The organism is Rhodococcus sp. 06-1474-1B (assembly GCF_002258885.1).
GTDB classification, from domain to species: domain Bacteria; phylum Actinomycetota; class Actinomycetes; order Mycobacteriales; family Mycobacteriaceae; genus Rhodococcoides; species Rhodococcoides fascians.
Map to the genome: position 1 here is coordinate 73,759 of NZ_NOYR01000033.1, position 24,156 is coordinate 97,914.

Annotated in this window: 23 protein-coding genes; 12 read left to right on the top strand and 11 right to left on the bottom strand. The window is 64.9% G+C overall.

Going from position 1 to position 24,156, the window contains the following annotated elements; all coding sequences use genetic code 11:
* Position 1: 1 nt before the first annotated feature.
* Complete coding sequence (locus CH266_RS20855) at positions 2-1,579, bottom strand: carboxyl transferase domain-containing protein (RefSeq protein WP_094716092.1); 1,578 nt, start codon at positions 1,577-1,579, stop codon at positions 2-4.
* A 116-nt stretch (positions 1,580-1,695) separates the two neighbouring features.
* On the opposite strand from CH266_RS20855, the gene CH266_RS20860 reads away from it, so the two are divergent.
* The 3 genes from CH266_RS20860 to CH266_RS20870 all read left to right on the top strand — a co-directional run bounded on the left by CH266_RS20860 (position 1,696) and on the right by CH266_RS20870 (position 4,700).
* Positions 1,696-2,298, top strand: a complete 603-nt coding sequence (locus tag CH266_RS20860) for an SACE_7040 family transcriptional regulator (protein ID WP_032373647.1) — start codon at positions 1,696-1,698, stop codon at positions 2,296-2,298.
* A 126-nt stretch (positions 2,299-2,424) separates the two neighbouring features.
* Positions 2,425-3,546 carry a HoxN/HupN/NixA family nickel/cobalt transporter gene (locus tag CH266_RS20865; RefSeq protein ID WP_094716180.1) on the top strand — a complete coding sequence of 374 codons (1,122 nt, stop codon included), beginning with the start codon at positions 2,425-2,427 and terminating at the stop codon, positions 3,544-3,546.
* Between the two features lie 53 nt (positions 3,547-3,599).
* The gene (locus tag CH266_RS20870) at positions 3,600-4,700 is read left to right on the top strand and encodes an alpha/beta hydrolase family protein (protein ID WP_141214560.1); all 1,101 of its coding nucleotides are present in this window, start codon (positions 3,600-3,602) and stop codon (positions 4,698-4,700) included.
* On the opposite strand, the gene CH266_RS20875 is transcribed toward CH266_RS20870, so the two are convergent.
* From CH266_RS20875 to CH266_RS20890, 4 genes are read right to left on the bottom strand one after another with little or no spacing between them, the layout of a single operon-like run.
* Entirely contained in the window at positions 4,697-5,512 is an 816-nt protein-coding gene (locus tag CH266_RS20875) for an SDR family oxidoreductase (RefSeq protein WP_094716094.1), read from the bottom strand. The genes CH266_RS20870 and CH266_RS20875 overlap by 4 nt on opposite strands.
* Positions 5,509-7,116, bottom strand: a complete 1,608-nt coding sequence (gene mhpA / locus CH266_RS20880; protein ID WP_094716095.1) for a bifunctional 3-(3-hydroxy-phenyl)propionate/3-hydroxycinnamic acid hydroxylase MhpA — start codon at positions 7,114-7,116, stop codon at positions 5,509-5,511. Before mhpA ends, CH266_RS20875 begins: the two co-directional genes overlap by 4 nt.
* Entirely contained in the window at positions 7,113-8,048 is a 936-nt protein-coding gene (locus CH266_RS20885) for a fumarylacetoacetate hydrolase family protein (protein ID WP_167328412.1), read from the bottom strand. The genes mhpA and CH266_RS20885 overlap by 4 nt, the downstream gene beginning before the upstream one ends.
* Positions 8,045-9,178 carry a VOC family protein gene (locus CH266_RS20890; protein ID WP_057472471.1) on the bottom strand — a complete coding sequence of 378 codons (1,134 nt, stop codon included), beginning with the start codon at positions 9,176-9,178 and terminating at the stop codon, positions 8,045-8,047. The genes CH266_RS20885 and CH266_RS20890 overlap by 4 nt, the downstream gene beginning before the upstream one ends.
* A gap of 124 nt (positions 9,179-9,302) precedes the next feature.
* Here CH266_RS20890 and CH266_RS20895 point away from each other — a divergent pair, with 124 nt between their 5' ends.
* Positions 9,303-9,947, top strand: a complete 645-nt coding sequence (locus CH266_RS20895) for a TetR/AcrR family transcriptional regulator (RefSeq protein ID WP_027494706.1) — start codon at positions 9,303-9,305, stop codon at positions 9,945-9,947.
* A gap of 16 nt (positions 9,948-9,963) precedes the next feature.
* Here CH266_RS20895 and CH266_RS20900 read toward each other — a convergent pair whose 3' ends face one another.
* From CH266_RS20900 to CH266_RS20915, 4 genes are read right to left on the bottom strand one after another with little or no spacing between them, the layout of a single operon-like run.
* Complete coding sequence (locus CH266_RS20900) at positions 9,964-10,797, bottom strand: SDR family NAD(P)-dependent oxidoreductase (RefSeq protein ID WP_032385876.1); 834 nt, start codon at positions 10,795-10,797, stop codon at positions 9,964-9,966.
* Complete coding sequence (locus CH266_RS20905) at positions 10,794-12,317, bottom strand: flavin-containing monooxygenase (protein WP_094716096.1); 1,524 nt, start codon at positions 12,315-12,317, stop codon at positions 10,794-10,796. Before CH266_RS20905 ends, CH266_RS20900 begins: the two co-directional genes overlap by 4 nt.
* A 15-nt stretch (positions 12,318-12,332) precedes the next feature.
* Positions 12,333-13,442, bottom strand: a complete 1,110-nt coding sequence (locus CH266_RS20910) for a PDR/VanB family oxidoreductase (RefSeq protein ID WP_255175981.1) — start codon at positions 13,440-13,442, stop codon at positions 12,333-12,335.
* Entirely contained in the window at positions 13,439-14,353 is a 915-nt protein-coding gene (locus CH266_RS20915) for a metal-dependent hydrolase (RefSeq protein WP_027494703.1), read from the bottom strand. Before CH266_RS20915 ends, CH266_RS20910 begins: the two co-directional genes overlap by 4 nt.
* Before the next feature lie 102 nt (positions 14,354-14,455).
* On the opposite strand from CH266_RS20915, the gene CH266_RS20920 reads away from it, so the two are divergent.
* The 3 genes from CH266_RS20920 (at position 14,456) to CH266_RS20930 (ending at position 17,000) form a co-directional block, all read left to right on the top strand.
* On the top strand, positions 14,456-15,037 hold the full coding sequence (locus CH266_RS20920; protein ID WP_094644160.1) for a TetR/AcrR family transcriptional regulator: 582 nt from the start codon (positions 14,456-14,458) through the stop codon (positions 15,035-15,037).
* A 23-nt stretch (positions 15,038-15,060) separates the two neighbouring features.
* The gene (locus CH266_RS20925; RefSeq protein ID WP_094716097.1) at positions 15,061-16,107 is read left to right on the top strand and encodes an ABC transporter substrate-binding protein; all 1,047 of its coding nucleotides are present in this window, start codon (positions 15,061-15,063) and stop codon (positions 16,105-16,107) included.
* 110 nt (positions 16,108-16,217) lie between these two features.
* Positions 16,218-17,000, top strand: coding sequence for a siderophore-interacting protein (locus CH266_RS20930; protein WP_255175982.1), 783 nt, complete (start codon positions 16,218-16,220; stop codon positions 16,998-17,000).
* A 15-nt stretch (positions 17,001-17,015) separates the two neighbouring features.
* On the opposite strand, the gene CH266_RS20935 is transcribed toward CH266_RS20930, so the two are convergent.
* On the bottom strand, positions 17,016-17,627 hold the full coding sequence (locus CH266_RS20935) for a TetR/AcrR family transcriptional regulator (RefSeq protein WP_052066138.1): 612 nt from the start codon (positions 17,625-17,627) through the stop codon (positions 17,016-17,018).
* Positions 17,628-17,764: 137 nt separating this feature from the next.
* Between CH266_RS20935 and CH266_RS20940 the strand changes: the two genes are divergently transcribed.
* The 5 genes from CH266_RS20940 to CH266_RS20960 are packed head-to-tail and all read left to right on the top strand — an operon-like array spanning position 17,765 to position 22,450.
* Positions 17,765-19,192 (top strand): flavin monoamine oxidase family protein, encoded by a 1,428-nt coding sequence (locus tag CH266_RS20940; protein ID WP_094716098.1) that lies wholly within the window; start codon positions 17,765-17,767, stop codon positions 19,190-19,192.
* Positions 19,174-19,653 carry an SRPBCC family protein gene (locus CH266_RS20945; RefSeq protein ID WP_094716099.1) on the top strand — a complete coding sequence of 160 codons (480 nt, stop codon included), beginning with the start codon at positions 19,174-19,176 and terminating at the stop codon, positions 19,651-19,653. The genes CH266_RS20940 and CH266_RS20945 overlap by 19 nt, the downstream gene beginning before the upstream one ends.
* The gene (locus CH266_RS20950; protein WP_094716100.1) at positions 19,650-20,585 is read left to right on the top strand and encodes a carbohydrate kinase family protein; all 936 of its coding nucleotides are present in this window, start codon (positions 19,650-19,652) and stop codon (positions 20,583-20,585) included. The genes CH266_RS20945 and CH266_RS20950 overlap by 4 nt, the downstream gene beginning before the upstream one ends.
* Complete coding sequence (locus CH266_RS20955; protein ID WP_094716101.1) at positions 20,585-21,247, top strand: class II aldolase/adducin family protein; 663 nt, start codon at positions 20,585-20,587, stop codon at positions 21,245-21,247. Before CH266_RS20950 ends, CH266_RS20955 begins: the two co-directional genes overlap by 1 nt.
* A gap of 3 nt (positions 21,248-21,250) precedes the next feature.
* The gene (locus tag CH266_RS20960) at positions 21,251-22,450 is read left to right on the top strand and encodes an MFS transporter (RefSeq protein WP_094716102.1); all 1,200 of its coding nucleotides are present in this window, start codon (positions 21,251-21,253) and stop codon (positions 22,448-22,450) included.
* On the opposite strand, the gene CH266_RS20965 is transcribed toward CH266_RS20960, so the two are convergent.
* On the bottom strand, positions 22,451-24,028 hold the full coding sequence (locus CH266_RS20965; protein ID WP_094716103.1) for an acyl-CoA synthetase: 1,578 nt from the start codon (positions 24,026-24,028) through the stop codon (positions 22,451-22,453). It lies immediately after the preceding gene.
* Between the last annotated feature and the right edge of the window lie 128 nt (positions 24,029-24,156).

Sequence of the window (24,156 nt, forward strand, 5' to 3'; positions counted from 1 at the left end):
CTCACATCCGGAAAACGCCGTAGGAGACCGGCTCGAGCGGCGCATTGGCGCACGCCGAGAGTGCCAGTCCGAGAACAGTTCTGGTGTCGGCGGGGTCGATGATGCCGTCATCCCACAGCCGGGCCGTCGAATAGTAGGGGTTGCCCTGACTCTCGTACTGGTCACGAATCGGCGCTTTGAACGTCTCCTGGTCTTGCTCCGACCACGGATTACCCGACGCATCCAATTGGTCACCTCGGACGGTGGCAAGGACGGACGCCGCCTGTTCACCGCCCATCACCGAGATCCGCGCGTTCGGCCACATGAACAGGAAACGCGGGGAATACGCTCTGCCGCACATGGAGTAGTTGCCTGCACCGTACGAGCCGCCGATGACGACGGTGATCTTCGGAACGCGGGCGCAGGCCACTGCGGTGACCATCTTCGCGCCGTGCTTGGCGATGCCGCCGGCTTCGTAGTCTCGGCCGACCATGAAGCCGGTGATGTTCTGCAAGAACACCAGCGGGATGCTGCGCTTGTCGCAGAGTTCGATGAAATGCGCGCCCTTCATCGCAGATTCGGCGAACAGCACACCGTTGTTTGCGATGATTCCGACGGGATGGCCGTGGAGGTGGGCGAATCCGGTGACGAGTGTCTTGCCGTATTCGGCTTTGAACTCGTCGAATTCGCCTGCGTCGACCACCCGGGTGATCACCTCTCGCACGTCGTACGGGGTGCGTGGGTCGGTGGGGACGACGTCGTAGATCTCGCTCTGGTCGACGATCGGGTCACGGGTGGGAACGACATCCCATGGCCGCGGCGTCCGGGGCCCGAGGGTGGAGACGATCTTCCGGACGCGGCGCAATGCGTCGCGGTCGTCGTCTGCCAGATGGTCGGTGACTCCGGAGACCTTGGAGTGCAGGTCTCCGCCACCGAGTTCCTCGGCGGTGACGACCTCGCCGGTCGCAGCTTTCACCAGGGGCGGGCCGCCGAGGAAGATGGTGCCCTGATTCTTGACGATGATGGCCTCGTCGCTCATTGCAGGCACGTATGCCCCGCCCGCGGTGCAGGAGCCCATCACGGCGGCGATCTGCGCAATTCCTTTGGCGCTCATGGTCGCCTGGTTGAAGAAGATGCGTCCGAAGTGGTCGCGGTCAGGAAATACCTCGTCCTGGCGCGGGAGGAATGCGCCACCGGAGTCGACGAGGTAGATGCACGGCAGTGTGTTCTGCAGGGCGATCTCCTGCGCGCGAAGGTGTTTCTTCACCGTCATCGGGTAGTAGGTGCCGCCTTTGACGGTGGCGTCGTTGGCAATGATGATGCACTCTCGACCGGCCACGCGACCGATGCCGGCGATCACGCCTGCCCCGGGGCACTCGTCGTCGTACAGGCCGTTGGCCGCCAGCGGTGCGATCTCGAGGAACGGGCTACCCGGATCCAACAGCTCGTCGACCCGGTCGCGGGGGAGCAGCTTGCCGCGGGCAATGTGCCGTTCCCGGGACTTCTCGCTACCGCCGAGTGCTGCCACGGCGAGCTTCTGGGAGAGCTGCTGCGTGAGTAGCTGATGATCTGCGCGGTTGGCAGCGGTATCGATCGCCATGAGATGCACGCCTTCAGGGGTTGGACGTCGGTGTCACACAGGGTTCAGTTAATGGTTGATAACTGACATGATAGTAAACTACGATTAACCGAGAGTCCAGGTTCGAGGGGGTGGCAGTGCAGGAGATCGAGGTCAAGCCGGCCACGGTGCGTGAGCAACGCAAAGCCGAACGTCGGCAGCAACTGCTCGATGCCGCGGCATCGCTGTTCGCCGAACGCGGGTTCGCGTCGGTGCGGCTCGAGGATCTGGGTGCTGCCGTCGGCATCAGTGGACCGGCCGTCTATCGCCACTTCCCGAACAAGGAGGCGGTGCTCGTCGAACTGATGGTCGGAATCTCGGAGTATCTGCTCGACGGCGGTCGCGAGGTGGTCGGCTCGCGGAAGGTCGATGAGGAGACGGTGTCGGCCCTGGTCGATTTCCACCTCGACTTCGCCTTCGAGACACCGGCTTTCATTCGGATTCAGGATCGCGACCTGCAGAGCCTCCCTGAGGGTGCGCGACGCAAGGTGCGCCGCATGCAGCGCGAGTACGTGGAGCTGTGGGTGTCGACGTTGTGTGCCGTCGACCCGGAATTGAACGAGGCCGATGCGCGCACCACGGCGCACGCGGTGTTCGGACTCATCAACTCCACGCCCTACAGCGCGGGCCGCACGCCGTCGCGCAATGCTCGACCGGTGCTTCGAGCAATGGCATTGGCGGCATTGGGGGTATTGCACTGACCTCAGCGCCCACAATTCGACTACGTAAGCGGGATTCCGCCTGCAGATACGAATAGTGGGCGCTGAGGTCACCTCTGCGCCGCGCACAGGAAGAGCAAACCGCCTAAATCGGCGACAATGATCACCATGACGACCCAACTTTCGCCCGTCGAGTCCGGCCGACGGCAGAGTCGATTCACTCGTGACGAGGTGCCGCGACTGCTGGCGATGGCCGGCTTCATCGCCGCTCTGCATGCGATCGGTTGGGGGCTGTTCACCCACTACGACTCGATTCCCAGCATCCACGGCCTCACCGGAGCCGACGGCACTCTCGTCTACGCAGGAGCCGGCGTACTGGCGTACACCCTCGGTCTCAGGCATGCGTTCGACGCCGATCACATCGCCGCCATCGACGACACCACCCGCTTTCTGCTGCAGAAGGGTAAGCGGCCGTTGGCCGTCGGGCTGTTCTTCTCGCTCGGGCATTCGACGGTCGTGTTCGTCTTCGTCGCTGCGATTGCGTTTGTCGCGTCGCAGGCGACGGCGTTTCAGGACGCGTTCGCCGGGGTCGGCGGCATCATCGGCACGTTGGTGTCGGGAACCTTCCTGTACCTCATCGCCGCGCTGAACATCGCGGTCCTCGCCGGCATCGTCGGAGTCTGGCGGCGCGCGAAACGCGGTGACGTCACCGAGGCCGGGCTCGACGAGCTGTTGGCCAAGCGTGGCTTGATGAATCGACTGTTTCGGGGCCGCTACGACAAGATGATCAACCATTCGTGGCAGATGTACCCGCTCGGCTTGCTGTTCGGACTCGGTTTCGACACCGCGACTCAGGTCGGTCTACTCGCGATCGCCGGCACCACCGCTATCGCCGGCGGGCTCCCGCCGATGGCCATCATCGCGCTGCCGGTCCTGTTTGCGGCGGGCATGACGACGATGGACACGATCGACGGCATCTTCATGTCCAAGGCGTACGGCTGGGCGTTCGTGACACCGGTCCGCAAGATCTACTACAACATGACGATGACGGGCCTGTCGGTCTTCGTTGCGTTGGTGATCGGGACGGTCCAGCTGCTGACGCTGCTTGCCGAGCAGTTCGAGCTGACCGGTGGCCTGTGGGACGCACTGGCCGTCATCGACCTCAACCTCGCGGGCCAACTCGTCGTCGGCACGTTTTTCGTTGTCTGGATCGGCGCGGTCGTGTATTACAAGGTGGCGCGCATCGACGAACGCGGTGGCGCACACTCGAACGCAACGGAGACCCAGTGATTGCTCGTCGTCGGATCGGTGCCCTTGCAGTAGTTACGGCGCTGGCGTCGAGCATGGCTTCTGGCCTGCTGACCGCCCCTGCCTCCGCAGCGCCGACGATCACCCAGAACATCGGCGATGTCGTCTCCAGTCGCGCTCTACCGCAAGAATTCTGGATCCCCGGCTCGTCCTCGGCCGAGGTGCTCACCTACGTCACTACCGACACGTTCGGCGAGAAGGCCCTGAGCACCGGCACCGTCTTCCTTCCTCAGGGCACTGCGCCCGAGGGCGGTTGGCCGGTGATCTCGTGGGCTCACGGCACCTCCGGGCTCGGTGACTCGTGCGCGCCCTCGGTCGCGGGACCCGCGCTGGCCGAACGAGATCTGCCGTACCTCGGTAACTGGCTCGCGCAGGGCTACGCCGTTGTGGCCAGTGACTATGCCGGCCTCGGCACCGAAGGATTGCAGGCATATCTGGACGGGCGGACCACGGCGCACAACGTGGTCGACATGGTGAAGGCAGGCCGCAACTACAGCGATCAACTCTCGCGCAAGTGGGTGACGGTCGGTCAGTCCCAGGGCGGCGGCGCAGCGATCTACACCGCGCGCTACGCAACCGAATTCGGTGGATCGGATCTGGACTATCGCGGCGCAGTGGGCACCGGGACTCCCGCGTACATCGAGAAGCTCGTCTCGATCGGTGGACCGGGGATGCCGCCGGTGGCGCTCCCGGCCGGTCTGACCGCGTACGTCGCGTACATCGCTGCGGCTCTTCGCTATTCGCACCCCGAGCTAGGCCTGGACAATATCCTCACTCCCGCCGGAAAGAAATACGCGGATCTGGCCGAGACGGCCTGTGTCGCGGACCTCGAGGAGCAGCTCGAGGGCGTCAAGGTCGGTGATTTCTTCACTGCGCCGTTGACCAGCCTGCCGAATTTCACCGCAGTACTCGACGACTACATGGCCATGCCCGAGGCCGGCTTCGACAAGCCGTTCTTCATGGGCCACGGACTGCGGGACACCGATGTCCCGTTCCCGACGACCGCCGCGTACGTCGCCAGGCTCACCGCCAACGGTCAGCCGGTGACCTTCCGGCCCTACGACGCCGATCACAGCGGAGCGCTCGTGCAATCACAGGCCGACACGATCCCGTTCGTCGCAGGGCTGTTCCGTTAGGTCACCGGTCGCTTGGTGGGCAGTCCGTACGCCCGGGCGGTGAACTTCTCGAGCACGGTGCGCGGCAGCAGTCGCTGCGCCATGAACACCGCGGGAGCGTTGCTGCCGACGGCATAGAGGGGTCGAGTCTTCTTGTCCTCGACGGCTTTCAGGACCGTCTCGGCCACGGTGTCCGCGGAGATACCCTGTGCCTCTTTGGCGTCGAGGTGCGAGATCACCGTTGTGAAGTCGCGGAGGTACGGTGAATGCGGTCCGCAGTACTTCGTGCGGCGGGCGGAGAGTCCGGTGGCGATGGAGCCGGGTTCGACGGTGGTGATGTCCACCCCGTAGGGCGCGAGCTCGAAGCGGGCCGCCGTCGAGAAGCCCTTGATCGCTGCCTTGGTCGCGGCGTACGACGAGCGATAGGCCAACGGGAAGCTGGCCAGCATCGAGCCGATGTTGACGACCTTGCCCCGACGGCGTTCGCGCATCCCCGGCAGCACGGCTTGCATGAGCTCGACGGCACCGAACACGTTGAGCTGGAACAGCCGAGTGACCGCCTCGATCGGGAGTTCCTCGACGGGGCCGCACTGGCTTTCGCCCGCATTGTTGATCAGAACATCGATCTCCACGCCGGCAAGTCCGTCGACGAACGTCCGGATGGAGACCGGGTCGGTCAGATCGAGATCTCGGTACTCGACCCCGGGGATGGGGTCGACCACGGTGGAACAACTGCGGCTCGTGCCGATGACGCGGTAGCCGCGAGCGAGCAGTAGTTCGGCGACGGCTTGGCCGATACCGGACGTGGCTCCGGTGACAAGTGCGGTGTTCATCTACGCCTCTTCGTTGCGGTGTTTCCGGTTCTCGGGGTGGCTACTGCCGCCGTGGGAGTGGTTCGATCGATTCGTCGCAACCTGGTGCTCGGAACTCGGGTGTGCAAGGCCGGCACCGACTTACCCGCCGCCATGACGGTTCGGTCCGGTCGTACGACAGCCGCTACCGCGTGACCGCGCCGCAACCACAGTCCGAGCTCGGAGGAGGCCGCGACCTCGACGACGACAGCGCCACGACGATCGACCTCGCGTCGCTGTTCGACGGTCAACGGGGTCGTCGAGACGAAGAGAAACTGTCCCGGCGCGATGCTGTCCAGTCGGGTGCCGTTGTCCAGGGAGCTGTTGGGGCACAGCGCGCCTACCACCGAACGGATCTGCGCTGCCGGACGCTGGACGAAATCGGAACGGGTGAGCGGAGGAGTGGCGCTGTCGGACACCTTCGCTCCGATGAGGGGCAGGTGGCCGAGAGCCGGTGCGAGCGTGGTGCGCAGAATTCCGGTCAGTCGGCTGCCACCGGTCATTGTCCAGCCCATGGCGACGGCCATCCGAATCATGGCCGTGGCATGAGTCTTTCGCTCGATTTCGTAACTGTCGAGTGCCGAATCGGAGACGTGCCCGTCGAGGGCCCCGACGATCTTCCAGACCAGGTTGCGCGCATCACGCAGACCCGCGCCCATTCCCTGTCCGATGAACGGTGGAGTCAAGTGCGCCGCGTCGCCGAGGACGAACACGCGTCGATCACGCCATCGGCCGGCGACCTGCGCCCGAAATGTGTACTCGGCGCTCCGAATCAGCTCCATGGCGGGGTCGTCGACGTGCCGCAGCCACGGCGCAATGAGCGGCCGGACGGCCGCGAGATCCCCGAACTCGTCGAGGGTTTCGCCGTCGAGCATCCGAAATTCCCAGCGGTAGCGGGTGGAGCCGATCCGCATGTACGTGGCGGATCGTTCGGAGTCGCACACCTGGTGAACGCCGTCCCACTGATCGAGTTCGGCATCGGTGGCGATATCGATCACCAACCACCGTTGCGCGAACCCGAGGTCCTCCATCTTCGACCCGATGGACCGGCGCACGATGCTGTTGGCACCGTCGCAGCCCAGTACGTAATCCGCGGTCACCCAGTGTGGGGTTCCGTCCTCGGTGGATGTGTACGACACTCGGGCGGCATCTTTCAGGTTCTGCACGTCGGTGATCTCGCACCCGCCGCGCATCTCGATCGTGTCGTATCGGGCGACGTGCGTGCGCATGAGGCGCTCGAGGTCCGGTTGATCGAACATGTTCGCCTGGGGGTAGCCGTGCGGTCTGTCGTCGGGATCGCGCTCGAACTCGGCCAGGGTGCGCAGATCTTTGGTGCACAGTCGCAGCCCGCGGCCGGGACGTGAGATGCCGGCGAAATCCTCCGCGACACCGATGTCGTGCAGAATTCGGTACACCTCGTCGTCGAGATGTACTGCGCGCGGCTGCGGATAGACGTCGGCCCAGCGATCGAGCACCAGGCAGGGGATGCCGTACTGCGCCAACAGCAGAGCGGCCGTCATGCCCGTCGGGCCGGATCCGACGATGACCACCGGGTGGTGGGTGCCGTCGGATCCGCGTTCGGTCATCGGTACGAGACCCGGGTGCGCTGCACTCCCAGGTCGAGGGATCCGTCGGGGGTGGAGCACGTCAGTTCGAGAACGTCGCCGTCCTGCAGGAAGTCGGGATTCTTGGCCTGCTTCTTGAAGAACACCTTCCACTTGAGCGCGGGCGGGATCAGAGATCCGATCATCTCGATCGGCTTGGCCGGAGCCTTCAGCGCAGTACCACCGGGAGTGCCGGTGAGCAGCAGATCTCCCGCGTCGAGCCGCTGGAACTTGCTCAGCGCCTTCAGGGATTCGACGGGACGGTAGATCATGTCGGCGACCGTACTGTCCTGTCGCACAGTCCCGTTGACGCGCAGTGTCAGAGTCAGCTCGCCGAACCGGTCGAATTCTCCGGCCTCGAGAAGGAGCAGTCGTGGGCCGACCGGCGTGAACGTGGGGTACGACTTACCCTCGTAGAACTGGGTTTTCGGTAATTGGACATCTCGCGCAGACACGTCGTTGGTGATGACGAGTCCGGCGACGTACTCGGCCACGTTGGTGGCGTCGATCTTTGTGCCGACGGTCAGCGTCTTGCCGAATACCAGGCCGATCTCGATTTCGTAGTCGAGGAGTTTCACGTGCGTCGGCTTGACGATGTCGTCGGTGGGGCCGCTGATCGAACCGGACGTCTTCCGAAAGAACGTCAGTGGCACCGTGTCGGGGTTCATGCCCGAGTCCTTGACGTGTGACACGAAATTGGTCATGTTCGCCACCACCCGGCACGGTGCGGTGACCGGGGAGACGAGCGAAAGCGTCTCCACTGCAACCACATCGGTGCCGGTACGTGCTGCGTCCACAGCGGCGCGATCGGCGAGAAGCTCGGCGGTCGTGGTTGCCGACGTGTCGATGCGCGACGCCCCGGCCGGGGTCTCGATCCACCAGGCGTCGGCGGTGCGTAGTACAGCGATGCTCATGAGGAAGCCACTTTCATCAGGCCACGAAGGCGTTCGGTATCGAACTCGTTGTCGGTGCGTAGGGAGGACAGGATCGATTTGAGCTCGTGCAGAGAGGCTTTGCTCGGGGCGATACCGAGAAAGTCCTTCGATGCCGGTGGGCCCCACTGGGCGAGGCCGGATGCCGTCATCGGTGCCCAGCCCGGTTCGAGCGAGCTGTCGAACATGTCGCCGTCGCTGAAATGCTCCACCAGGAAACCGTCTGGATCGCGCCAGTAGTCGAAGATCTGACTGCCCTGGATGTGTCTGCCGATACCCCAGGAGTGCTTGTACCCACGCTCGGTGAGGAATTCGCCACCGGCGGCGATGGCGTCGATGTCGGTCACCTGGTATGCCGAGTGCACGTACCGATTCGACGGGCCGAGAGTCATCGCGAGCGTGTGGTGATCGGACGGGATGCTGCCCCGATCGCAGCGGATGAAGCTCATCACCGGTCCACGGTCGCGTTGGCCGTCATAGTAGAGGAAATCGCTGACGATCAAACCCAGGTGGTGCAGGTACCAGTTCAGGTTCTCCAGGTAGTCCACTCGCTGCAGCACCACGTGCCCGAGCCGTTGGACGCGCGCCGGCTGACGCGGTGGTCGCTGGGTGGCGTTGATCCGGTTGCGTGGGTCGCCGAAGTTGTAGGTGTGCGCGTCCTGGCCCGGGAGTTCAGGATGTTCGGTGTAGCCCGACACGATCTGCACAGGCTGTCCGCCCGGATCGGTCAGAGTGACGGCGATGCCGCCGAGTGTGTCGGGTAGCCGGTGCACCTGCTGCCCGGTGGCATCGGCGAGGCGGACGACGTCGGCGTCCTCGGCGGCAGCGAACGCCGCGCCGACGAACCGCGTTCGTTTGCCGCGTCGGATGATCACGCACGGCGACCCGACGTGCGTGCCGCGTAGGTGAATCTCCTCGGACGTGCGCAGTGAGACGGTGAAACCGAACGCCACCGCGAATGCCTCGGCCTTGGCCAGGTCGGGTTTGCGGAACTCGAGCCACGCGATGTCGCGCACCTTGATGATCGGGTCGGCGGCTTTTCCCGGGTGTTCGCCTGGAAGCGCGCCCTGATCCACATGCATGTTCTTGTGGCCGTCGACGTCGTGTCCCATCAGCCCTCCCTCGTTGGTGACACTATCGTCACCTATGACTAATCGGTCAGTCAAGAGTGTTGACAAATTCGTCAGCGGTGAGGAAGGGTCAAGGCGGCGACAAATGCACTCAGGAGTAGGGACCATGACCGAAACCCCGAATCGCCTCGAGCGACGCAAAGCGCGCACGCGCGGTGCCCTGATCTCTGCCGCGCAGAGCTTCATCGCCCGCGGCGAATTGCACGTGCCGATTGCCGAGATCACTCAGGCCGCAGACGTCGGCATGGGGTCGTTCTACAACCATTTCGAGAGTCGAGAGCAGCTGTTCCAGGCTGCGGTCGACGGTGCCCTCGAGCTGTTGGGCATCTACCTGGACTCGTTGAGCGACGACGAGGACGATCCCGCAGAAGCGTTCACCCGGTCGTTCCGCATCGCAGGCCGACTGTTCCGGCAACAACCGGATCTGAGCCGAGTGCTCATCCACTCCGGGCCCGAGTTGATCACGTCGAAGCACGGTCTCGGTCCGCGGGCCTCGCGCGACATCGAAGCCGGAGTACTGACCGGGCACTTCCGCGTGCAGGACACCCAGCTGGCTCTGGCCCTGGCAGCGGGGGCACTGCTGGGCATGGGGCAACTACTGCTCGAACAGCCGGAACGTAGCGACGTCGATGCCGTCGACAACATGGCGCACAGCGTGCTGCTCGCCCTCGGAATGTCCGACGCGGATGCGCGCGAGCTGTGTTCGCGAACCCTGCCTCCGCTGGACGCGGTTCCCAGCGTCGACGCGTAAGGGGCCCGTCCGGGTGTCAGTGCGCCCGGCTGTGTTCGAGGTCGCGAATGATATCGCCGACTGCGTTGTCACGCAGTAGCTTCCACTCCAGGATCGGGTTGAGGATCCCACGGAACCAGAAGTACGGTGCCCACACTGCAGGGGCGATCAGCCGTGCTCGACGCGTACGGACCGCGTCGACCAGGAGGTCCGCCGCCCGTGGGGACGGGAGTCGACGGCTCAACGGCCAGGGAAGAAAAGCACCGATCCGCTGGCCCATCGGATCGTTGTCGAGGGTGTGGCGCGCCAGATCGGTGTCGACCACCCCGAAGTACGCCAGACCGGCCGATGCACCGACCGCGGCGAGTTCGATGCGTAGCGCCCGGCCCAGCTGTTCCACGGCGGCCTTGCTGACCATGTAGGCAGACCCGCCCATGCCGGGAGTGAATGCAGCACAGGACGATACGAGCAGAATGTGTCCACCACTGGTCACGATCTCGTCCGCCGCGGCGCGGACGATGGTGAGCACACCGCCGAAGTTGACCGCCATGACGGAGTCGAACACCGCGCGGTCGACGGTCCTGATGGTGGCAGGCGGCGGTGTGATGCCGGCGTTGGCGATCACGATGTCGATCCCGCCGAAGGCGCGCACCGTCGCCTGCACGCACTCCGTCATCGCCTCCGGATCCGTGACGTCCCCGGTCAACAGCAACACCCGTGCAGCGCCCGCCGCGTCGGTCGGGAAGCGAAGATCCACCACTGCCACGGATGCACCGGCGGCCACCAGTTTTGCTACGGTCGCGGCACCGATGCCGCGTGCACCGCCGGTCACCAGTGCGACCTTGCCGGTGAGGTCCATGTGGTTCCTCATGCGGACTCCTCGGTGACGGCGAGTGTGCCCGGCACATCGACAGTGGCACTGCGGCAGGAATAGTGGTCGAGTTCGATGGCCGACATACGACGGGTGAAGTTGCGTACCGAACCCGGCCAGTAGGTGACGTTGCGGCCCGATGGGCTCAGGTAGTAGCTGCTGCACCCACCCGAGTTCCACACCGAACCGGCCAACCGTTCGTCCGTGTAGTCCGCGAATTCCGTCTGTGCAGTGCGGGTGACGTCGATTGCGGCCAAGCTTTTGTCGTCCATCGCCCGCAGTGCTGCGAGAACGTAGTTCACCTGTGCTTCGATGGTGACGACCTGCGAGGTGTACACCACCGAGTTGGGGCCGAGCACCATGAAGAAGTTCGGAAAGCCGTGCACCGTCGTCCCTCGATACGACGACATCTCTCCATCGGGCCAGGTCTGCGCCAACGACCGACCGCCACGACCGACGATGCGCCGAAAGCCTGAATGCCCGGCGACGGTGAAACCTATTCCGAGAACGATGGTGTCGACCTCGTGGACCGTTCCGTCGGTCGTGACGACGCCCTCGGGCACGACGCGGGAGATGGCGGTGGTCTCGACGGTGACGTTGTCGCGGCACAGGGCGGGGTAGAACTTGTTCGAGAACGTCGGCCGCTTGCAGCCGAATGTGTAGGTGGGAGTCAGCTTCTCGCGGAGTACGGGATCCTTCACCTGTCTGCGTAGGTGAGCCCGGCCCAGTGCGGTCAACGGCGTCAGCAGGGCGCGGTGCCGAATCAGGCCGGGCACCAGAGCTTCCTGGAACAGATCGAACGTACGACGCATGGTGCGCTGAGCCGCCGGAAACTTCCTCAGCGCGGATCTGCCGGACTCGGAGATGGGACGGTCCGGGTGGGGAAGGATCCACGTGGGCGTGCGTTGAAAGAGCGTCAGATGTGCGGCCGACGGAGCGAGTCGGGGTACGAACTGCACCGCCGATGCGCCGGTGCCGATGACGGCGAGACGCCTACCCTCGGCCGAATGGTCATGGTTCCATCGGGCCGAATGAAAGACGTTGCCTCCGAACGATTCCAGACCGTCGATACTGGGAGTGGCGGGTTCACTGAACGGGCCGAGGGCTCCGATCAGAATCCGAGAAGTCCATGTTCCGCCGCTCGTTCGCACGATCCAACGCGCCCGGTCGTCGTCCCACGTCGCGTCGAGCACCTCGTGTCCGAACCGGATTCGATTCCGGATACCGAACCGGTCGGTGCAGTCGTTGAGGTACTGCTCGATCTCGGGCTGCAGTGGATACAGGCGGGTCCAGTCCGGGTTGGGTGCGAACGAGAACGAATACAGCGCCGAGGGAATGTCGCACTGAGCGCCGGGATAGGTGTTCACATGCCACGTCCCGCCGACCGCGCTGTCACGCTCGAAGATCAAGAAGTCGCCGCGGCCTTCCTGTTCGAGCCGTATTCCAGCTCCGAGACCGCCGAAGCCGGCACCGATGATGGCGACGTCGATGTGCGCCGCGGCAGAGTCGTTGTCGGTCATGATGTGTGGCTCCTTCTACAGATCGAGAACGACGACGTCGCCGTCGACCGCGGCGCGTGAGACGCACAGGGTGAGTGAGTTCTCGCGTTCGGTGCTGCTCAGCACGCGATCGCGATGGTCGATGCGTCCGCCGGTGAGGCCGACGACGCAGGCACCGCAGAAACCTTGGCGGCACGAGAACGGCTGATCGGGACGGACTCGTCGGAGGGCGTCGAGGGCGGTCTCCTGTGCGCCGACTTCGACGGTGTCGCCGGACCGTGCGAGCTTCAGCACGAACGGACGGCCGTCGACCACGGGGGCGGGCGCGAACAGCTCGGTGTGGAACTCCCGAACCGCGGTACTTCGGGTGGCCTCCTCGCGCAGCCGGCGCGAGAGTGCCGCGGGGCCGCAGACGTACAGGGCCGAGGATCCCGTCCCGAGATCCACGATGTCCGAGGGACTCGGAAGTCCGTCCACGTCATCGGTTTTGACGATCACGTGACCGCGGGAGGTGAGAGCCGACTGCTGCAGTTCGGCGACGAACGGCAGGCTCGCGCGAGATCTCCCGTGGTAGTAGAGGGTCCACCGTGTGCCGTCGGCGACGGCGCGCTCGATCATGGACCGGATGGGAGTGATGCCGATGCCGGCCGCGACGAACAAGTAGTGCTCGGCGGCGGCCATGGGAAATGCGTTGCGGGGTCCACGGACTCGGAGGGTGTCTCCTGGAACGAGACCGTGTATCTCGGTGGAGGCCGCGCCGCCGGGGATCCTACGGACACCGATGCGATACCGATCTCCTCCTGCCGGCAGACCTGCGAGCGAGTACTGCCGAACCGAGCCTGCCGGTGTGGTCACGTCGATGTGTGCACCGGGCAACCAGGTCGGCATTGCGCTCCCGTCGCTGCGACGCAGTAGAAGTGAGCGCACGTCCTCGGCCTCGTCGACGATCTCGTCGATGGTGGTCTCGAATTCGTATCCGATGCATCGGCGCGGTCGCGCCGGGGAGAGGGCGGTCACGACGGACGAGTCGGTGACCAGTCTTGCGTACACCCGAGACGCCGCAGCGATGGCTCGGAGGCCACGGCCGGGGTCGGTCACCGTGATCTCACCCAGATGGCTGTGCTTCGAGGCTGTTTCGGTGGTCACTGCTGTGCCGCCAGTGCCGCGGGTGACGTCGCCAGGTATCGCACGGCCTTGTCGATGTCGCCCATCTTGGATGGGTGAAAACCCGGTCGGATGTACAGGGCGAGTTGGACGAACAGAAACGACAGGCCAGGTATCAGTTGCTTGCGGGATGCTCGTGCGAAGGCGAGAGGCCAGGGGGTGCGAAGTCGGCGCTTCCCGGTGCGCGGGGTGGCTACCGAGTTCTTGTACAGGTACGCGGCGGTGCTGAACCAGAGCACGGCCAACCCCGCGCTGGCTATCACCGCGGTGCGGGCGCGGCGAAACGCACCCCCGTCGACGTACTGGAATGCGTCGAAGGCAACGTTGCGGTGTTCTAGTTCCTCGGCCCCGTGCCAGCGAAGCAGGTCCAGCATCGTCGGATCGACACCGAGGCGATCGAATTCGGTGTTGTCCAACAGCCATTCGCCCACTACTGCGGTGAAATGTTCGGCTGCGGCGTAGATCCCGAGGCGCTCGTTCAGCCACGCTTTGCCCGCGCGGCCGGTGAGGCCGTGATCGCCGAACACCACGCCCACCGCGAATCGAATGCGCTGCAGGATCGGCTCGATGTCGACTCCGTGCGCGACGAGGTACGTACGAAAGCTCTCGTGCGAGGACGCGTGCGTGGCTTCTTGTCCGACGAAACCGACGACCTCCTCGTGCAGTCTGCGGTCGTCGATGTACGGAAGCGCGAGGGCGAACACGTCGGCCATCGCCCGTTCGCCCTCGGGCAGCACCAGGTGCATCACGTTCCAGAAGTGCGTGGCGTACCACTCGTGCGGAATGTACTGCAGCGGAACGCCGGTCCAGTCGAACGTCACTGCGCGGGCCACGATCGCGTAGGACTCGTCCAGGTGGCGCGCGTTCGGGTCGATCGCTCGGTCACGAGACATTCGAGCTCCATTCGTCGAGATGCTGATGCAGTGATGCTACATAGCAACAGATAGTGTTGCAATGTTGCATTCGATTATCGAGGGTGCCGTTAAGATCGGACGATGCATCCAGACGGTGACGACGGGCCGATCCTCGATGCCGCGTTGGAGTTGTTCGGTGAGGTCGGCATCCCCAGAACGACCATCGGGGACGTAGCCAAGCGCGCCAAGATCAACCGGGTGACGGTCTATCGCCGCATCGGATCCAAGGACGAGCTGGTGCGCGCGGTCATGGCACGTGAGTCGACGAGACTGTTCGTCGCGGTGGCGGCAGCGGCCGCCGAACAATCGTCTCGGGCGGATCGTGCCGCGCACGGATTCGCGACGACGATCGAGTCGGTGCGAACCAACCCCGTCCTGCTCAAGATGTTCGACTCCGAGAGTGCGCTGGTACTCGAACAGTTGACGACCAATGCGTCGACCCTGCTCGCGTCTGCAATAGACGCTGCCGCCCAGATCGCCCGGGGAGGGCTGGACTCGGACAGTTTCGCAGTACCCGACGCCCCGGAAATCGTGGTCCGCGTCGTGCATTCGATTCTGCTGACTCCGGCAGCCGGCGCTGCACTCGAGACGTACGACGATCTGCTGGCCTTCGCGCACCGGAGCATCGTGCCGTTGCTTGTCGGCGGTGACCACCGCCGCTAGAAGTTAGGCTAGGCTCCCCAGTCATGCCTCGATTCTTCGTGTTCCACGGCCGGGCAACCGGCCGGATGAGACGTTCCGCCTCTGCTGGGCTGTACACGCTCGTCGGCGCACTCTCTCTGGCTCTGGTCGGATGCTCGAGCGCCACGTCGGAACCGTCCGGTCCAGCCGAGGCCGCCGGCACCAGGACGGTGCAGGACTACTTCGGCCCGGTCGAGGTTCCCGAGCGACCCGCCCGGGTCGTCGCCGCCGACCCCATCTCACTGGCACTGATGCTGTCGCTCGAGGTGAATCCCGTGGCCGCGTCCTTCAACCCGCTGGCGCTACCCGCGCACGTCGACGAGCGCATCGGCGACATCGCGAACATTGCGGGTGAGGGTGGCGGCTTCGATCCCAACGTCGAGGGAATCCTGGCTCAGGACCCCGACCTGATCGTGGTGGTCGCCGGGTACGACGGCGAAGGCGAGAAGGCCTGGAACAAGGAGATCTACGACAAGCTCGCGGCCAGCGGAGTGCCGACCTACGGCTTCGCCTACAACGACGGGGTGTCGCTCGAGGACGTCTCGCACGGGGTAGCGGCCGTAGGGGATGTGCTCGGAAGGCAGAGCGAGGCAACGGACCTCATGCAGGGGCTGACCGATCGCATGGCCGCGCTGAAGCAGCGGGTTGCCGACGCGGGCCTGGCCGACAAGCCGGTCTCCGCTGTTCGATTGAGCGAGCGTGGGGAGTACTCGATTCGCGTCGGCACGGGTGAGAGCATCGCCTTCCGCGGTGTGGGCCTGGCGCAGCCCGAGGGCCAGCAGGATCCCAGTGTGTTCCGTATCGACATCACCGACGAGACGCTGAACATTCTGAACTCCGCCGACACCCTGTTCGTGTACACCGACCAGGGTGCCGACAGCGAACGGGACGCGATCAGTGCTGCACCGTTGTGGTCGACACTGCCTGCCGTACAGCAGAATCGGGTGCATTGGGTCTCGGCGAGCGTGTGGAATTCATCGGACCCGATCGGCCTGGGCAAAATCATGGACGACATCGAAAAGATGTTCATCGAGCCGGCAGAGCAGAGCTGAAGGCCTCGTCATGGCCGGCCGACGTGACGAGGGCGGTTACCTCACAGCGGTAGTAATCGAAGCGAAACGCTTGTCGCCGTCGCTGATTCGAGTCGTGTTCGATGCTTCCGATGCGCGCGGGTTCGAGTCGAGTGCCCGACGAAATCGTGCACCTGTACTTTCCGGCCGTCGGAGAGGACGTACCGCCCGAGATGACCCGACGCGATGGCGTTCTCGCGCATCACGACGACGTGGTTCGTGAATGCCGCAATTACACCGTCCGGCGCTGGGACGGCGACCGGATCACGATCGACTTCGTGGACCATCTCGGCGGGGTGGCCGCGGCCTGGGCCCGCTCGGCCGAGCCGGGTACGGCGCTGGGGATGTGGGGAACTCGGTCGTGGTACGAGCCGCCCGCCGACACGGAGTGGATGTTGTTGATCGCCGATCTACCGGGGCTACCCGCGCTGTGCCGTGCCCTCGAACAACTGCCCGCGGGCCTGCGCGCGCATGCGATCGTCGAGGTGGCGCACGACGACGATGTACTGGAGGTTCGATCGGCTGCCTCGGTCACCATCGACTGGCGGGTGGCCGGAAATGGGCGCGCACCATCGCAACTCGTCGATGCTGTGCGCACGTTTCGAGTTCCGACCGGAAACGGGTACGTCTGGTTCGGTGGTGAGGCGTCGGCGGGTCGAGGCGTACGTAAGTACTTCCGCAGTGAGATCGCATTCCCTGCCCGCCGCATGGCCGTCGTCGGATACTGGCGAGACGACAAGGAAGCATGGATCGAACGCTATGAGCGGGTCGCCGATTCACTGATCGACGACTACGAGCGAATCGCGGCCACCGGCATGGGAGAGGCCGAGGCCGAGATCCACTGGGACGAGATCCTCGAGCGCGCTGGTTTGTAGCAACGCGGGCTGTGGTCAGGGTGCCCGATCGTACGAATCCAGAACCCGAAACAGGGCATCTCGCAACGCAGTTCGATTGCCACCCGGTGTCGGCCTTGCGATCTCGTGCAGGGTGTAGCCGTCGATCAAAGCCAGGAAATGCCGAGCCGGTAGATGTGGTTCCGGGATGCCGAATGCTCCGAGCGCCGCCTCGGCCGCTTCCTCGATCATCCGCATGATTCGGTGTACCGAATCCGTCAGCTCGGGTCGTCTGCGTACGGCGAGGTATGCCTCGAACTGGACGAGGGAGTCGTCGTCCTCGGGGGAGGACAGCATCGAGACGAGGTCCATGATCGCGTCGGCGAGATCGTCGCGAGTGAGCCCGCCGGTGTGCGCGACGTCGAGTAGAGCCGTCACTTTCGCTGTCACGTTCTCGGCGATTCGAGTGATCGCGGCATCGATGAGTTCGCCGACCGAGCCGAAGAAATAGCTGGTGGTCGACGGAGGAAAGCCGGCGGCGTCGGCCACGGACCGAAACGAGACACGTTCGAGTCCACGCGTTCCGATCACGCCGATGGCAGCGTCGACCAGCGCGTCGCGGCGCTCCTGGCCTCGTGCGTATCGAGTCTTTCGGCGCTCTTCGGTCATCGCTACAACGTAGTCGGGGTGCCGGCGACAATTCATCGCGGTGCTGGTCGACGAGCAATGACCGCCAATCCTGGCCATGTGGCCAAGATTGAGATACTGTCGCCGATACCCGCATCGCAGACCCCGAAAGGAACACCATGAGCGAAAGTTCGGTACCCCATCGGGTGGACGTAGTAGTCGTCGGAGCAGGGCTGGCGGGTCTGACCGCAGCCAGGGAGCTGACAGCGGTGGGCCTGACCGTCCAGGTTCTGGAAGCCCGAGATCGGGTCGGCGGGAGGACGGTCAACCATACGATCGGCGAAGACGCTGTGGTGGAGACCGGCGGGCAGTTCGTCGGTCCGACGCAGGATCACATCCTTCGCCTGGCCGCCTCGGTCGGGGTCGCCACGTTTCCTGCCCATGACATCGGATCGAGTATCTACGTCAAGAACGGACGTGCCCGACGCTTCGCCGGTGGTGTCCCACCCGACCCCACTTCGCTACCCGACGTCGGAATGCTGGTTGCACGAATCGATCGAGCCGCCAAACAGATTCCCGTGGACAGGCCGTGGGATGCGCCCCGTGCGCACGAGTGGGACACCCAAACTCTGGCCACCTGGGCTCGTCGCCACGCGGCCACCGACGGTGGGGTGGAGCTACTCGACATCCTGCTCGGCTCGGTGTTCGGCGGCACGGCCGCCGACGTATCCGCGCTCTTCGGCTTGGCGTACGTGGCCGGGGCGGGTAACGAGTACACCCCCGGCATGGTGGACCGACTGATGAGTGTGGCTGGGGGAGCGCAACAGTGGAGATTTCACGGTGGCTCCCAGGCGATCTCGATCGTGTTGGCCGAACAGCTGGGGGATGCCGTCCGACTCGACACTCCCGTGCGGCGGGTGGAGCAGTATCCGGACCGGGTGGTGGTGCACAGTGATACCGAATCGTGGGTAGCTCGTTCGGCCATCGTCGCGATTCCGCCAGTGCTGGCCTCTCGAATCGACTGGAGCCCAGCTCTGCCCGCGCCCCAGGAAGCGCTGTTCCAGCGATTGAACTTCGGCGGATTGGCCAAGTGTGAGGCCGTGTATCCCGAGCCGTTCTGGCGCACCAGCGGGCTCTCCGGCCAGGCACTCTTTCGCGACAGCGACGTACCGGTGTCCTCGATGTTCGACAACTCACCTCCCGACGGAAGCCACGGAGTGCTGATGGGCTTCGTCGGTACCTGGGGCGCACGCCATCGAGGAGGTCGGAATTGGTCCGACGGCAACGAATTCGAGCGACGCGGCGAGGTTCTTCGCGCCTTCGCCTCCGCGGTGGGTCCCCGCGCGCTGGAACCGACCGAATGGATCGAGCTGGATTGGACCCGCGAGCAATGGACACGCGGCGGTCCGACCGCGGTGCTGCCTCCCGGTGTGTTGACCGGGCTGGGCCGGTGGCGCGACACCGCGTTCGGGCGCGTGCACTGGGCAGGTGCCGAACACTCCGACTACTGGAACGGATACATGGACGGTGCCGTGCGATCGGGTCAAATCGCAGCAGCAGAACTACTTTCGACCGAAGGAGAACACTCGTGGAACAACGCTTCGTAGTCTCGGCCCATCGCACGCTCTCAGCGAGCCCGGAGGAGGTCTGGGCACTGACCAGTGACACCAGTCGCTACGCGGAGTGGGTCACCGACGTTCGGGCCGTCACCACGCATCACGGCACCGCGCGCACCGGCGGTGTCTACACCGAGGAGGTGGCGACGCTCGGTCGCTTCACCAGTCACGCCACCTGGACGGTTCGGCACCTGGAACCGAACCGACTGCGGATCGATTCGGGAGAAGGATTCGCGCCGCTGACCAACGTGGCCAACGTATTTCGCTTCGCACCGCTCAGCGGCGCAACCTCCACTGCGATGACCTTCGAGTTCTGGTTCGATGTGGCTCCGAGCTGGCTGGGACGTATTGTGCGGCCGATCGCGACCGCCGGGATGTCCGCACGATTCGACGTCTCGATGTGCAACCTCGAGACGCTGATCCTCTCCGAGCGAACCGCGTCGATCCGATGAGAGAACCGGCGGAAGTCCTCACTCTAGGGGTGCACGTACTCGACACTCTGGTTCGTCCGGTGACCGAGATACCAGACGGTCAGCAGGCCGTACTGGCGGAGCAGATCGCGACGTCGGCCGCGGGCACCGCCGCGGGAACGGCGCTGGTGCTGTCCCGACTGGGTGCCGCGGTACACACCGCAGGAGTTGTCGGTAATGATTCGGCAGGCGCGTTTCTCCTGCAGCTTCTCGCCGACGACGGAGTGGACGTCTCCCTGGTGCATCGTATGGACGGGGTGCAGACGTCGGCGTCGGTGTTGCCGATTCGACCGGACGGATCCCGGCCGGCTCTGCATGTGATCGGTGCCAATGGCTATCTGTCTCAGCATGTTCCGTGGAACATGTTTCACAACGTCGATTTCGTGCATCTCGGCGGACCGGAGTTCTTCGGACCGGACACCGCACGCGACATCGCGCGCCGCGCCCACGAGGACGGCGTCGTCGTCACCGTCGACAGCCTGGCACCGTCCGTTCCGGAAGGACTCGGTGCTTTCGCACCCGCACTGCCGTACGTCGACTACCTGCTGCCGAACGACGAGCAGGTCCTCGGCTGGACCGGCTGCGCCACTGTCGAGGAGGGGTGCCGCCGGCTGCTCGAACTCGGTGCGTCCTGCGTCGTCGCCACTGCCGGGGCGTCGCCCACGCTCATCGTGACGGCGGAGGAGACCGTCGAAGTGCCCGCGTTCGCTGTGGACGTGGTGGATACCAGTGGATGCGGAGATGCGTTCTCGGCCGGCTTCGTTCGCGGCCTGTCCCTGAACTCGAATCTCGTCGAGTCGGCCGAACTGGGCAACGCGACCGCGGCGCAGGTGGCGCAGGGTCTCGGTACCGACTTCGGGACCTACGACCTCGAGTTCGTTCGGAAATTTGCCCGCACCTGCAGGACCATCTGATGCCGGCCGACGTCGACGAACTCCGAGAGTCCGTCGCCGAGACCGCCCGGCAACTGGGCCGACGGGGCCTGGTTCTCGGTACCGCAGGCAATGTGAGCGCACGCTCGGGCACGGTGGTGGCGGTGACGGCGACCGGCCTGGTGCTGGCCGACGCCACGATCGAGGACGTCACGCTCGTCGGGATGGATGGTGTCGTACGTGCGGGTGCATACAAGCCGACATCGGAACTCGGCTTGCACCTGGGCATCTACGAGGAGAGCGACGCGCGCGCGGTGGTGCATGCGCATTCGTCGGCCGCTGTTGCTCTTTCGCTCGTCGCGGATGAATTGCCACCCGTGCACTACGCGCAGCTGGCACTCGGCGGCACGGTCCCGGTGGTGCCGTTCGCGCCGTTCGGTACCGCCGAGCTCGCGGACGCGGTGGTGGCGGCGATGGACTCCAAGTCGGCGGTCATCATGGCCCACCACGGGTCGGTGGCCACCGGTCACGATCTCGGGGCCGCGCTGTCGAACATCGAACTGCTCGAATGGCTCTGCGGGGTCTACCTTTCCGCCGCGTCGGTGTCGAACCCGCGCACCCTCGACGACGCGCAGCTGGCGGCGACCCTCGACGAGGTGGTGCGCCGTGCATACGGAACAGCCGCACCCGTACGAAGAGACTGATCGATGACCGCCCGGGTGCGCCCGCTCTGGATTGCCGTGTTCTCCATGGCGTGGCTGGGCTATTGGATGGCCGATCTGGTCCCGCTGCAGCTGCTTCTACCCGAGCGGTTGCAGGAGATCGATCCGCAATCGAAGGTGTTCGACTTCGCCGTGATCAACGCGGTCTCTGCCGTGGTGCTTCTGATCGGTCTGCCTGTGTGCGGGTCGCTGTGCGATCGCACTCGCAGCAGGTTGGGGCGACGGCGCGTCTGGTTCGGCGGCGGTGTCCTGTTCTTCGCCGGTGCGTTGGTGGTCACCGGGCTGCAGAACACCGTCTTCGGAATCGGGGCGGCGTGGTCGGTAGCGATGCTCGGATTGAGTGCTGCAACAGCAGGGTTGACAGCCGTGGTGGCCGACCATGTGGCGGACGAGCAGCGTGGAACGGTGTCGAGTGCGATCTATGCGCCACAGGCACTGGGCGTGGTGGCGGGCCTGGCCCTGGTGTCCACGCTCGCCCTGTCGGTACTGGGCGGGTACTTCTGCGTGGCGATCGCCCTGGTGATCTGCGCGGTGCCGTTTCTGCTGTCGTATCGCGAAACTGACTCAGCGACAGCGCTGTTGAGCCTACACAGCATCGTGGCCTCGCTGCTCGTTTCTTTGCGTCACCGCGACTTCGCGTGGGTCTTCGGGGGTCGAATCCTGGTCAACGTGGCGAACTCGCTCGGCACCTGCTACTTGCTGTTCTTCCTCACCGACGGCCTTCGAGTCGCCGATCCGACGGCATCGCTGCTCGAGGTCACCGTCGTCTATCTGTTCGCCTGTGTGCTGTGCACGTTCACCTTCGGTCCGTTGTCGGACAGGATGCGTCGCCGAAAGATCTTCGTGGCGGTTGCGGCATCGATGCAGGCCGTTGCCGGCTTCGTCCTGGAGGTACATCCCACGATGGAGGCGACGTTCGTCTCGGCTGCGTTGCTGGGCGGCGGATTCGGCGCGTACATGGCCGTCGATCAGGCACTGGTGACCGGGGTCCTTCCGTCCGCCGACAGTCGGGCGACCGATCTCGGCGTGATGAACATCGGGGCGATCGTTCCACCTGCCATGGCTCCGCTGATCGCGAGCGTGTTCCTCTCCGCCGTCGGTGGGTACCCGGCTCTGTTCGCGGCAGTGGGGGTACTGGCCGCACTCGGGGCAGCCGTGACATGGCAGGTGAAATCGGTTCGGTGATCACAGAGTTCGTGTCGTGCCCGGGCGCGAATCCGTCGCGGTTCCGAGCGCTTCCTTCGCGACGTAGGCGTCACGCAGGTCGCGCTTGAGGATTTTGCCTGCCCCGCTCATGGGAAGAGCCGTGACGAACTCGATGGTGCGCGGAGTTTTGTATCCGGCAACGTAGGTGCGAGTGTGCTCGCGTAACTCGGCTGTCGTGGTTGAGAGTCCCTCGGCCAGAACGACACACGCATGAACTCGTTCACCCCACTCCTCGTCCGGAACGCCGATCACGGCGCAGGCCAGAACGGCGGGATGACGACTGAGCGCACTCTCCACCTCGGCGCTGTAGACGTTCTCGCCGCCGGTGATGATCACGTCCTTCAAGCGGTCGACGACGAACAGGAATCCGTCGGAGTCGAGGTAGCCCACGTCGCCGGTGTGCATCCAGCCGTCTCGAACGGCGGCCGCGGTCTCCTCCGGCTTGTTCCAGTAGCCCAGCATCACATGACCGCCGCGGACGCAGATCTCACCGACGTCACCGGTGGCGAGCTGCTCGTCATCCGGGCCGAGGATGCAGATCTCCGAGTGTGGGGCTGCGCGTCCCGCCGAGCCGATACGTTGTCCAACATGATGTTCCGGCCACAGCAGAGATGCGACCGGCGCGAGTTCTGTCATGCCGTAGGCCTGCGTGAGGCGGGCCTGCGGAAGCCTGGCAAGGGTCCGTTCGAGAACACCGGCGGAGATGGGGGATCCTCCGTAGAGCACACGGCTCAGTGACGAGGTGTCGAACTCGCTCAACGTGGGGTGGTCGACGAGCAGCTGAATCATGGTGGGAACCAGCAACACATCGGTGACGGAGTGCTGTGCGATCGCGCCCAGTACCGCTGTCGGTTCGAAGAACGGAACCATGACATGGGTGCCACCGAGCATGACCTGCCCTACCCATGCAGCCAGATCGGCGAGATGGAACATCGGTGCGGCGTGGAGCAATACCGACGCGTCGTCGAGCAGCTGTCCGGTGGCCACCGTCCCCAGGCCGGACGTCACCAGATTCGCGTGGGAGAGCATGACGCCCTTGGGGAATCCGGTGGTGCCGCCGGTGTAGAAGAGGCCGGCCAGGGCGTCGCCGCTGCGTCGTACATCGGGAACGGGACCGTGGGATGCCACCAGATCCTCGTACGACACCATGCCGTCAGGGGTGGAACCGTCCCCGCAGTAGACGACGGTGGCCAGGTCGGGGCACGACGCGCGTAGAGCCGGAACCATCGCCCCGAAGGTGTCGTCGACGATGAGTACCTTGGTCCCGGAGTCGTTGAGTGCATACGCAACTTCGACGGGTGACCACCGAATGTTGACGGGATTGAGCACGGCATCGGCCCACGGGACCGCAAGCAGGTACTCGGAGTAGCGGTCACTGTTGAACGCCAGCATTGCCACTCGATCGCCGCTCTCGACTCCGACGGAATGCAGACCGGCCGCCAACCTCGCCACACGATCGATCTGTTCCGAGAAGGTGCGCACGCGATCGCCGAACACCGTTGCAGCGCGATCAGGTGTGGTGGCTGCGGAGCGATGGAGGCCTTGAGTGAGATACATGGCGAGGTCCCTTGTGCGAGAGGGGGCGCGGTACGCCCGAGTGAATACGGTCACAGTTCCACCTTGTTGGCGTGGTGTCAATAGCGAAGCCGTGGGTGATCGACGGGATGTGAACCGTGAAAAGGATT

Coding starts and splice junctions, on each gene's coding strand:
- CH266_RS20870 (WP_141214560.1), top strand. CDS start 3,600: ATGGCTTCTGGCCTGCTGACCGCCCCTGCCTCCGCAGCGCCGACGATC.
- CH266_RS20855 (WP_094716092.1), bottom strand. CDS start 1,579: ATGGCGATCGATACCGCTGCCAACCGCGCAGATCATCAGCTACTCACG.
- CH266_RS20940 (WP_094716098.1), top strand. CDS start 17,765: ATGAGCGAAAGTTCGGTACCCCATCGGGTGGACGTAGTAGTCGTCGGA.
- CH266_RS20875 (WP_094716094.1), bottom strand. CDS start 5,512: ATGAACACCGCACTTGTCACCGGAGCCACGTCCGGTATCGGCCAAGCC.
- CH266_RS20885 (WP_167328412.1), bottom strand. CDS start 8,048: ATGAGCATCGCTGTACTACGCACCGCCGACGCCTGGTGGATCGAGACC.
- mhpA (WP_094716095.1), bottom strand. CDS start 7,116: ATGACCGAACGCGGATCCGACGGCACCCACCACCCGGTGGTCATCGTC.
- CH266_RS20960 (WP_094716102.1), top strand. CDS start 21,251: ATGACCGCCCGGGTGCGCCCGCTCTGGATTGCCGTGTTCTCCATGGCG.
- CH266_RS20900 (WP_032385876.1), bottom strand. CDS start 10,797: ATGAGGAACCACATGGACCTCACCGGCAAGGTCGCACTGGTGACCGGC.
- CH266_RS20905 (WP_094716096.1), bottom strand. CDS start 12,317: ATGACCGACAACGACTCTGCCGCGGCGCACATCGACGTCGCCATCATC.
- CH266_RS20915 (WP_027494703.1), bottom strand. CDS start 14,353: ATGTCTCGTGACCGAGCGATCGACCCGAACGCGCGCCACCTGGACGAG.
- CH266_RS20930 (WP_255175982.1), top strand. CDS start 16,218: ATGCGCGCGGGTTCGAGTCGAGTGCCCGACGAAATCGTGCACCTGTAC.
- CH266_RS20890 (WP_057472471.1), bottom strand. CDS start 9,178: ATGGGACACGACGTCGACGGCCACAAGAACATGCATGTGGATCAGGGC.
- CH266_RS20965 (WP_094716103.1), bottom strand. CDS start 24,028: ATGTATCTCACTCAAGGCCTCCATCGCTCCGCAGCCACCACACCTGAT.
- CH266_RS20935 (WP_052066138.1), bottom strand. CDS start 17,627: ATGACCGAAGAGCGCCGAAAGACTCGATACGCACGAGGCCAGGAGCGC.
- CH266_RS20895 (WP_027494706.1), top strand. CDS start 9,303: ATGACCGAAACCCCGAATCGCCTCGAGCGACGCAAAGCGCGCACGCGC.
- CH266_RS20920 (WP_094644160.1), top strand. CDS start 14,456: ATGCATCCAGACGGTGACGACGGGCCGATCCTCGATGCCGCGTTGGAG.
- CH266_RS20865 (WP_094716180.1), top strand. CDS start 2,425: ATGACGACCCAACTTTCGCCCGTCGAGTCCGGCCGACGGCAGAGTCGA.
- CH266_RS20925 (WP_094716097.1), top strand. CDS start 15,061: ATGCCTCGATTCTTCGTGTTCCACGGCCGGGCAACCGGCCGGATGAGA.
- CH266_RS20955 (WP_094716101.1), top strand. CDS start 20,585: ATGCCGGCCGACGTCGACGAACTCCGAGAGTCCGTCGCCGAGACCGCC.
- CH266_RS20950 (WP_094716100.1), top strand. CDS start 19,650: ATGAGAGAACCGGCGGAAGTCCTCACTCTAGGGGTGCACGTACTCGAC.